The sequence below is a fragment of the Shigella sp. FJ200513 genome, assembly GCF_040495915.1.
In the GTDB taxonomy this organism is placed as follows: domain Bacteria; phylum Pseudomonadota; class Gammaproteobacteria; order Enterobacterales; family Enterobacteriaceae; genus ECMA0423.
This window is the reverse complement of the sequence record NZ_JBDYCV010000134.1, coordinates 1-9,185: the sequence shown is the minus strand read 5'-3', so window position 1 is coordinate 9,185 and position 9,185 is coordinate 1. Positions and strand designations below refer to the sequence as shown.

The window sequence follows — 9,185 nt, the reverse complement described above, 5'->3', positions numbered from 1 at the left end:
TGTCCATCAATATAGATGGGCGCGATTGTTGCCAGACAGGACAATTTTCACAAGACGTCGCTGATGGGGCGCTTACGTCTAACAAATGTTAAGCCATTTTCCTGCCAGGAATGAATTTAATTAATCCTTGATAATCAAAGGGAAATAATAAGGCGTCATTAGACGCCTTATTAATTACAAGAAGAAAGGGCTTGGCTGGAAGAGTCTTTCGACGTCGGTAATAAACTTTTTATCTGTGAGGAACATAATTACGTGATCGCCTTGCTCAATGCGCAGATTGTCATTGGCAATCATCACGTCGTTTCCACGTACCACCGCTCCAATAATCGTTCCTGGCGGTAGCTTGATTTCGTCAATGACTCTGCCGACAACGCGTGAGGTGCTTTCATCACCGTGAGCAACGGCTTCAATAGCTTCTGCTACGCCGCGGCGCAATGAGGAAACACCAACAATATCTGCTTTTCGCACATGGCTAAGCAACGCAGAAATAGTTGCTTGTTGTGGTGAAATTGCAATATCGATCACGCTCCCCTGAACCAGATCCACATAAGCGCGACGCTGGATCAATACCATCACCTTTTTCGCACCCATACGTTTGGCAAGCATGGCGGACATGATATTGGCCTCGTCATCGTTGGTGACGGCAATAAACAGATCAACTTGATCGATATGTTCTTCGGCCAGCAGTTCTTGATCCGACGCATCACCAAAAAAGACGATCGTATTCTGCAACTTTTCCGCCAGTTCGGCAGCGCGCTGCTGATTACGTTCGATGAGTTTAACGCTGTAATCTTTTTCCAGACGACGCGCCAGCCCTGCACCGATATTACCGCCACCAACCAGCATGATCCGTTTATACGGTTTTTCCAGTCGCTGTAATTCACTCATCACCGCGCGGATATGCTGTGAAGCGGCAATAAAGAACACTTCATCACCAGCTTCAACAATGGTCGAACCTTGTGGACGAATGGGGCGATCGTGGCGGAAAATTGCTGCCACACGAGTATCGATATGTGGCATATGTTCGCGCATGGTCGAAAGTGCATTACCAATCAGCGGGCCGCCATAATAGGCTTTAACTACAGCGAGGCTGACTTTACCCTCAGCGAAGTTCACCACCTGCAATGCGCCTGGATACTCAATCAGTCGGTAAATATTATCGATAACCAACTGCTCTGGTGCGATCAGATGATCAATCGGTACAGCATCTGAATGAAATAGCTTATCGGCATCGCGTACGTAGTCTGGTGAGCGGATGCGAGCGATGCGATTAGGGGTGTTGAAAAGTGAGTAGGCTACCTGGCAGGCAACCATATTGGTTTCATCTGAACTGGTTACAGCAACCAGCATATCGGCGTCGTCGGCACCTGCCTCCCGCAATACGCGTGGATGAGAGCCATGCCCCTGCACGACTCGCAGGTCAAATTTATCCTGCAAGGTCCGCAGACGCTCACCGTTGGTATCGACAACAGTAATATCGTTGTTCTCGCCAACCAGGTTTTCCGCCAGTGTGCCGCCAACCTGGCCGGCACCCAGAATGATAATTTTCATCAGTCGCGACCCGTTATCTCATCACTTTTTGATTAGCTTAGCGTAAAAGAAGCCGTCGCCCTCTTCGGCACCAGGCTGATTTTGTTTACCCGGTTGCTCTGGTGTTCCTGTTTCGCAAAGTTCGGCATCAGCGGTACGTTGCAAAAAGGCTTTAATCTGCAGGCTATTCTCTTCCGGTAACACCGAACAGGTGGCATAGACCAGGGTTCCACCGGATTTTAAATGCGGCCAAATGGCGTCGAGAATTTCAGACTGCAATTGCGCGAGTTCCGGGATATCGCGATCGCGACGTAACCATTTAATATCTGGATGGCGACGAATCACCCCCGTTGCTGAACAAGGCGCATCTAATAAAATGCGATCAAACTGTTGCTCGCCACACCATTGGGAAGGGTAACGGCCATCACCTTGTTTCACGGTTGCCTTCATACCAAGGCGTTTTAAATTGTCGTAAATGCGAGAGAGGCGCTGTTCGTCAATATCAACCGCAACAACCTGCGCTTCTGGTGCCACCTCAAGGATATGCGTTGTTTTACCGCCGGGGGCGGCACAAAGATCCAAGATGTGTTCACCGTTTTGTGGCGCAAGCCAGGTCATGCAACCTTGTGCTGATGCATCCTGAACGGTAACCCATCCGTCTTCAAAACCAGGTAGCGCATGAACAGGTGCAGGTGTTTCCAGCCGTACAGCATCAGGGTAATCCGCATGCGGGAAACCTTTCATTCCTGCTTCATCCAGCAATGCAAGCCAGCTGTCGCGGGAATGATGCGTACGATTAATACGCAGCCACATTGGCGGACGCTGGTTATTGGCTTCGGCGATGGATTGCCACTGCTCTGGATACGCTTTTTGCAGACGCTTCAGCAACCAGGAAGGATGCAGATAACGTGCATCACGGGTATTAAACTCGGCTAATAACTCTTCTTGCCGACGCTGGAACTGGCGTAATACACCGTTAATCAACCCTTTAAGTTGCGGACGCTTAATTGCGATAGCGCCTTCAACCGTTTCAGCCAGCGCAGCATGAGGTGGAATGCGGGTATAAAGCAGTTGATACAAACCAACCATAATCAGGTAATGCACAGTGCGCTGTTTGCCGGTCATCGGACGGGCCATTAACTTATTAATCAGCCAGTCTAACTGCGAAAGCGTACGCAGTACGCCAAAGCACAACTCTTGAAGAAGTGCTTTGTCTTTATCGGAAACTTTTTGCTGGAGCGGTGGCAGAATGTTGCTTAATGATTGCCCTTGCTCGACGACTTGTTCAACGGCCTGGGCCGCCATGCTACGTAAATTACGTTGTTTTTTCATAAGTATAAAAATGCTCGGCAAGACCGGGCTTAGAAGAGTGGACTATCAGACCAGACGGTTGCCCGGAACAAACCATTCCCGACGAGAGTTCAGGAGGTCTTGCGCGCTCATCGCTTTCTTACCCGCAGGTTGTAACGAGAGCAGGTTCAGGATGCCATCACCAGTCGCAACCTGAATGCCTTGTTTGTTGGCTTCAAGGATCGTTCCTGGTGCAGCGTTGGTTGCCGTATCAATGACCGACGCTTTCCAGACTTTAACCGGCTGTCCTTCAATTTCCAGCCAGCTCATTGGCCATGGGTTGAAAGCGCGAATGCAGCGTTCAAGCTGTGCTGCCGAAAGTGACCAGTCAATACGCGCTTCTTCTTTACTCAACTTCTCGGCGTAAGTGACAAGAGTTTCGTCCTGAACTTCTGGTTTCGCCGTGCCGTCTGCCAATTGTTTCAACGTGGTGATAAGCCCTTGTGGGCCAAGCTCTGCCAGCTTGTCGTACAACGTACCACTGGTATCTTCTGCAGTAATCGGGCAGGAGAGCTTATAGAGCATGTCACCGGTGTCTAAACCAACATCCATTTGCATAATGGTTACACCAGTTTCTGCATCACCCGCCCATAGTGAGCGTTGGATTGGTGCAGCACCGCGCCAGCGTGGCAGCAGTGAACCATGAATGTTGATACAGCCAAGACGCGGCATCTCCAGCACAGCTTTAGGCAGAATTAAACCATAGGCGACGACGACCATAACATCAGCCTGCAAATCGGCGACCAGTTGCTGGTTTTCTTGTGGACGCAGGGAAACAGGTTGAAAAACGGGCAGACCTTCTTCCTCAGCCAGAACTTTAATCGGGCTGGGCATCAGTTTTTTACCGCGTCCTGCCGGTCGGTCTGGCTGGGTGAACACGCCAACGACGTTATGACCAGAAGACAACAGCGCGTCGAGATGACGCGCTGCAAAGTCAGGTGTACCCGCAAAAATAATACGTAGTGATTCTGACACGTTAGTTCTTATCCTTAAGCCCGGGCTTTCAGACGATCCAGTTTTTCAACTTTCTGACGAATTCGTTGTTGTTTCAGCGGTGACAGATAATCCATAAACAGTTTGCCAACCAGGTGATCCATCTCATGCTGAATACAGATAGCTAACAGACCCTCTGCTTCCAGTTCAAATGGTTTACCGTCGCGGTCAAGGGCGCGAATTTTAACTTTCTCTGCGCGCGGCACTAAAGCACGTTGTTCAGGGATCGACAGGCAACCTTCTTCAATGCCTGTTTCGCCGCTTTTTTCTAAAAGCTCCGGATTGATTAACACCAGCCGTTCGTCACGGTTTTCCGAAACATCAATAACAATGATACGTTGATGGATATCAACCTGGGTTGCCGCCAGGCCAATACCTTCTTCTGCGTACATCGTCTCGAACATATCATCGACGATACGCTGAATTTCTGCATTCACTTCTTCTACCGGTTTAGCAACTTTGCGAAGCCGCTCGTCCGGAATATGTAACACTTGCAAAACTGACATAAATCTCCAGAGATGTGTTCAGGAGTTAGAAAGATTATTTCTTCTATTCTAGACAAATCCCCCTCTGATTGACAGCATCACTTGATTGACAGCATCACTTGATTGACAGCATCACTGACCAATCGCAAAGATTGCTAAGGCTTGCTTATGGCAGGGAGATAAGGATGGTCGATATAGAAATTTGGCTGCGTTTAATGAGCATCAGCAGCTTGTACGGCGATGATATGGTCCGTATCGCTCACTGGCTGGCAAAACAGTCGCATATTGATGCGGTTGTATTGCAGCAAACAGGGCTTACATTGCGGCAGGCACAACGCTTTCTTTCATTTCCACGAAAGAGTATCGAAAGCTCACTTTGTTGGTTGGAGCAACCCAACCATCATTTAATCCCTGCGGACAGCGAATTTTATCCTCCTCAACTTCAGGCGACGACAGATTACCCCGGCGCACTGTTTGTTGAAGGAGAACTGCACGCGCTGCATTCATTTCAGCTTGCCGTAGTGGGGAGTCGGGCGCATTCATGGTATGGCGAGCGATGGGGGCGATTATTTTGCGAAACTCTGGCGACGTGTGGAGTGACAATTACGAGTGGACTGGCGCGTGGAATCGATGGTGTGGTGCATAAAGCGGCCTTACAGGTAAATGGCGTCAGCATTGCTGTATTGGGGAATGGACTTAATACCATTCATCCGCGTCGCCATGCCCGACTGGCTGCCAGTCTGTTTGAACAGGGTGGCGCTCTCGTCTCGGAATTTCCCCTCGATGTTCCACCCCTTGCTTACAATTTCCCACGAAGAAATCGCATTATCAGTGGTCTAAGTAAAGGTGTACTGGTGGTGGAAGCGGCTTTGCGCAGTGGTTCGCTGGTGACAGCACGTTGTGCGCTTGAGCAGGGGCGTGAAGTTTTTGCCTTGCCAGGTCCAATAGGGAATCCGGGAAGCGAAGGGCCTCACTGGTTAATAAAACAAGGTGCGATTCTTGTGACGGAACCGGAAGAAATTCTGGAAAACTTGCAATTTGGATTGCACTGGTTGCCAGACGCCCCTGAAAATTCATTTTATTCACCAGATCAGCAAGACGTGGCATTGCCATTTCCTGAGCTCCTGGCTAACGTAGGAGATGAGGTAACACCTGTTGACGTCGTCGCTGAACGTGCCGGCCAACCTGTGCCAGAGGTAGTTACTCAACTACTCGAACTGGAGTTAGCAGGATGGATCGCAGCTGTACCCGGCGGCTATGTCCGATTGAGGAGGGCATGCCATGTTCGACGTACTAATGTATTTGTTTGAAACCTATATTCACACTGAAGCTGAGTTGCGTGTGGATCAAGACAAACTTGAACAGGATCTTACCGACGCAGGTTTTGAGCGAGAAGATATCTACAATGCCCTGCTATGGCTGGAAAAACTTGCTGATTATCAGGAAGGGTTGGCAGAACCGATGCAACTGGCCTCGGATCCTCTCTCCATGCGTATTTATACACCGGAAGAGTGTGAACGACTGGATGCCAGCTGCCGTGGGTTTCTGCTTTTCCTTGAGCAGATTCAGGTGCTCAACCTTGAAACTCGTGAAATGGTGATAGAGCGAGTGCTCGCGCTGGATAACGCAGAGTTCGAACTGGATGATCTGAAATGGGTGATCCTGATGGTGTTGTTCAACATCCCGGGCTGCGAAAATGCGTACCAGCAAATGGAAGAATTACTCTTTGAAGTGAATGAAGGTATGCTGCATTAATCATTTCTTTAATTCAGCATAAGTTGTTATGGCAAAATCAGCACTGTTCACGGTGCGTAATAATGAGTCCTGCCCAAAGTGCGGGGCTGAACTGGTTATTCGATCCGGGAAACACGGTCCGTTTCTTGGATGCTCACAGTATCCGGCGTGTGACTACGTCCGTCCTCTGAAATCTTCAGCGGATGGACATATTGTCAAAGTTCTGGAGGGGCAGGTTTGCCCCGTATGTGGCGCAAATCTGGTATTACGCCAGGGACGCTTTGGTATGTTTATTGGTTGCAGTAACTACCCTGAATGCGAACATACCGAACTTATCGATAAACCGGACGAAACAGCAATTACATGCCCCCAATGTCGGACGGGCCATCTGGTCCAGCGCCGCTCCCGTTATGGCAAAACATTTCACTCCTGTGATCGCTACCCGGAGTGTCAATTTGCCATTAACTTCAAACCAATAGCTGGAGAATGCCCTGAGTGTCATTATCCGCTACTCATCGAAAAGAAAACCGCGCAGGGTGTAAAACACTTTTGTGCCAGTAAACAATGTGGAAAGCCGGTTTCGGCGGAATAATAACGTGAATAATAACCTGCAAGGAGACGCTATCGCAGCTGCGATAGATGTCCTCAATGAAAAACGTGTCATCGCCTATCCAACGGAAGCCGTTTTCGGTGTCGGGTGCGATCCTGATAGCGAAACAGCAGTGATGAGACTGTTGGAGTTAAAACAGCGTCCGGTTGATAAGGGGCTGATTTTAATCGCGGCAAATTACGAGCAGCTTAAACCCTATATTGATGACACCATGTTGACTGACGTGCAGCGTGAAACCATTTTTTCCTGCTGGCCAGGTCCTGTCACCTTTGTCTTTCCCGCGCCTGCGACAACACCGCGCTGGTTGACGGGCCGCTTTGATTCGCTTGCTGTACGAGTCACCGACCATCCGTTGGTGGTTGCTTTGTGCCAGGCTTATGGTAAACCGCTGGTTTCTACCAGTGCCAACTTGAGTGGATTGCCACCTTGTCGAACAGTAGACGAAGTTCGCGCACAATTTGGCGCGGCGTTCCCGGTTGTGCCTGGTGAAACGGGGGGGCGTTTAAATCCTTCAGAAATCCGCGATGCCCTGACGGGTGAACTGTTTCGACAGGGGTAACATAATGGAAACCTATGCTGTTTTTGGTAATCCGATAGCCCACAGCAAATCGCCATTCATTCATCAGCAATTTGCTCAGCAACTGAATATTGAACATCCCTATGGGCGCGTGTTGGCACCCATCAATGATTTCATCAACACACTGAACGCTTTCTTTCGTGCTGGTGGTAAAGGTGCGAATGTGACGGTGCCTTTTAAAGAAGAGGCTTTTGCCAGAGCGGATGAGCTTACTGAACGGGCAGCGTTGGCTGGTGCAGTTAATACCCTCAAGCGGTTAGAAGATGGACGCCTGCTGGGTGACAATACCGATGGTGTAGGCTTGTTAAGCGATCTGGAACGTCTGTCTTTTATCCGCCCTGGTTTACGTATTCTGCTTATCGGCGCTGGTGGAGCATCTCGCGGCGTACTACTGCCACTTCTTTCCCTGGACTGTGCGGTGACAATCACTAATCGGACGGTATCCCGCGCGGAAGAGTTGGCTAAATTGTTTGCGCACACTGGCAGTATTCAGGCGTTGGGTATGGACGAACTGGAAGGTCATGAGTTTGATCTCATTATTAATGCAACATCCAGTGGCATCAGTGGTGATATTCCGGCGATCCCGTCATCGCTCATTCATCCAGGCATTTATTGCTATGACATGTTCTATCAGAAAGGAAAAACTCCTTTTCTGGCATGGTGTGAGCAGCGAGGCTCAAAGCGTAATGCTGATGGTTTAGGAATGCTGGTGGCACAGGCGGCTCATGCCTTTCTTCTCTGGCACGGTGTTCTGCCTGACGTAGAACCAGTTATAAAGCAATTGCAGGAGGAATTGTCCGCGTGAATCAGGCCATCCAGTTTCCGGACAGGGAAGAGTGGGACGAGAATAAAAAATGTGTATGTTTTCCCGCTCTCGTGAATGGTATGCAACTGACATGCGCGATCTCTGGCGAGAGTCTGGCGTATCGCTTTACTGGAGATACGCCAGAACAGTGGTTAGCGAGTTTTCGTCAGCATCGCTGGGACCTGGAAGAAGAAGCGGAAAACTTAATTCAGGAACAAAGTGAAGATGATCAAGGCTGGGTCTGGTTACCCTGATCCAGATATTCGTCCTTCCATTTCACGTAATTATTCGCGGAATAGCGTAACCCAGCCTTCTCTTCATCACTTAACGGGCGGATCTGTTTGACGGGGCTACCGAGATACAGATATCCGCTCTCCAGCCGTTTATTTTGTGGGACCAGACTACCCGCACCAATCATCACATCATCTTCTACTATTGCGCCATCAAGTAAAATTGAGCCCATCCCAACCAAAACTCGATTGCCAATGGTGCAGCCGTGGAGCATCACCTTGTGACCAACAGTGACATCTTCGCCAATGGTTAATGGGTTGCCATCTGGGTTGTACGAGGATTTATGAGTGACATGCAACATACTGCCATCCTGGATATTGGTGCGTGCTCCGATCTGTACATAATGTACATCTCCACGAATCACAACGAGCGGCCAGATCCCCACATCATCAGCCAGACGAACGTCACCAATCACGACACTGCTATCGTCGATCATTACGCGCTGACCGATTTGTGGAAAAAGATCGCGGTATGGGCGTAAAACATCAGACATACTTACCTCAGCAATAAATGATTTACTAATGACTTTGGGGGCATTATTGGCCTTGTGCAAGTCTTTTAGTATGCAAAAAAGCACCGTTTTGTGTGCGATTGCAGCAAAAAGGGTGAAAAAACAACAAACAGAAAAGAAGATCAAAAAAATACTTGTGCAAAATATTGGGATCCCTATAATGCGCCTCCGTTGAGACGACAACGTGAAACACTTCACAGGATGGTCGGAACAACGAAGAGAAAAAATCCTGAAATTCAGGGTTGACTCTGAAAGAGGAAAGCGTAATATACGCCACCTCGCGACAGTGCGCTAAAGCG

Annotated in this window: 12 protein-coding genes; 6 read left to right on the top strand and 6 right to left on the bottom strand. The window is 49.2% G+C overall.

Translation table 11 applies throughout. From position 1 onward, the window contains the following. Positions 1-174: 174 nt before the first annotated feature. From trkA to def, 4 genes are read right to left on the bottom strand one after another with little or no spacing between them, the layout of a single operon-like run. Complete coding sequence (gene trkA, locus ABZJ92_RS19190) at positions 175-1,551, bottom strand: Trk system potassium transporter TrkA (RefSeq protein ID WP_000691382.1); 1,377 nt, start codon at positions 1,549-1,551, stop codon at positions 175-177. 21 nt (positions 1,552-1,572) lie between these two features. Next, positions 1,573-2,862, bottom strand: a complete 1,290-nt coding sequence (gene rsmB / locus ABZJ92_RS19185) for a 16S rRNA (cytosine(967)-C(5))-methyltransferase RsmB (protein WP_005050632.1) — start codon at positions 2,860-2,862, stop codon at positions 1,573-1,575. Positions 2,863-2,907: 45 nt separating this feature from the next. Further along, positions 2,908-3,855: a methionyl-tRNA formyltransferase gene (gene fmt, locus ABZJ92_RS19180; protein WP_000004428.1), complete on the bottom strand. Its 948-nt coding sequence runs from the start codon at positions 3,853-3,855 to the stop codon at positions 2,908-2,910. A gap of 14 nt (positions 3,856-3,869) precedes the next feature. Next, the gene (gene def / locus ABZJ92_RS19175) at positions 3,870-4,379 is read right to left on the bottom strand and encodes a peptide deformylase (RefSeq protein ID WP_000114986.1); all 510 of its coding nucleotides are present in this window, start codon (positions 4,377-4,379) and stop codon (positions 3,870-3,872) included. A 164-nt stretch (positions 4,380-4,543) separates the two neighbouring features. Between def and dprA the strand changes: the two genes are divergently transcribed. Genes dprA through ABZJ92_RS19145 form a run of 6 tightly spaced genes read left to right on the top strand, consistent with a single transcriptional unit; the run spans position 4,544 to position 8,338 of the window. Continuing rightward, positions 4,544-5,668 (top strand): DNA-protecting protein DprA, encoded by a 1,125-nt coding sequence (gene dprA / locus ABZJ92_RS19170; protein ID WP_000227557.1) that lies wholly within the window; start codon positions 4,544-4,546, stop codon positions 5,666-5,668. Next, positions 5,640-6,113 carry a DUF494 family protein Smg gene (gene smg, locus ABZJ92_RS19165; protein ID WP_000460680.1) on the top strand — a complete coding sequence of 158 codons (474 nt, stop codon included), beginning with the start codon at positions 5,640-5,642 and terminating at the stop codon, positions 6,111-6,113. The genes dprA and smg overlap by 29 nt, the downstream gene beginning before the upstream one ends. 28 nt (positions 6,114-6,141) lie before the next feature. Continuing rightward, on the top strand, positions 6,142-6,684 hold the full coding sequence (locus tag ABZJ92_RS19160) for a DNA topoisomerase family protein (protein ID WP_001129726.1): 543 nt from the start codon (positions 6,142-6,144) through the stop codon (positions 6,682-6,684). A 4-nt stretch (positions 6,685-6,688) separates the two neighbouring features. Next, positions 6,689-7,261: an L-threonylcarbamoyladenylate synthase type 1 TsaC gene (gene tsaC / locus ABZJ92_RS19155; RefSeq protein ID WP_005050640.1), complete on the top strand. Its 573-nt coding sequence runs from the start codon at positions 6,689-6,691 to the stop codon at positions 7,259-7,261. A 4-nt stretch (positions 7,262-7,265) separates the two neighbouring features. After that, complete coding sequence (gene aroE / locus ABZJ92_RS19150; protein ID WP_000451217.1) at positions 7,266-8,084, top strand: shikimate dehydrogenase; 819 nt, start codon at positions 7,266-7,268, stop codon at positions 8,082-8,084. Continuing rightward, the gene (locus ABZJ92_RS19145; RefSeq protein ID WP_001070563.1) at positions 8,081-8,338 is read left to right on the top strand and encodes a DUF1488 family protein; all 258 of its coding nucleotides are present in this window, start codon (positions 8,081-8,083) and stop codon (positions 8,336-8,338) included. The genes aroE and ABZJ92_RS19145 overlap by 4 nt, the downstream gene beginning before the upstream one ends. On the opposite strand, the gene ABZJ92_RS19140 is transcribed toward ABZJ92_RS19145, so the two are convergent. Further along, positions 8,314-8,868, bottom strand: a complete 555-nt coding sequence (locus ABZJ92_RS19140) for a gamma carbonic anhydrase family protein (RefSeq protein WP_001286216.1) — start codon at positions 8,866-8,868, stop codon at positions 8,314-8,316. The two genes, ABZJ92_RS19145 and ABZJ92_RS19140, sit on opposite strands and share 25 nt — an antisense overlap. A gap of 43 nt (positions 8,869-8,911) precedes the next feature. Beyond that, positions 8,912-9,185: hypothetical protein (locus ABZJ92_RS19135; protein WP_214282738.1), on the bottom strand; the 274-nt coding region annotated here is incomplete at its 5' end.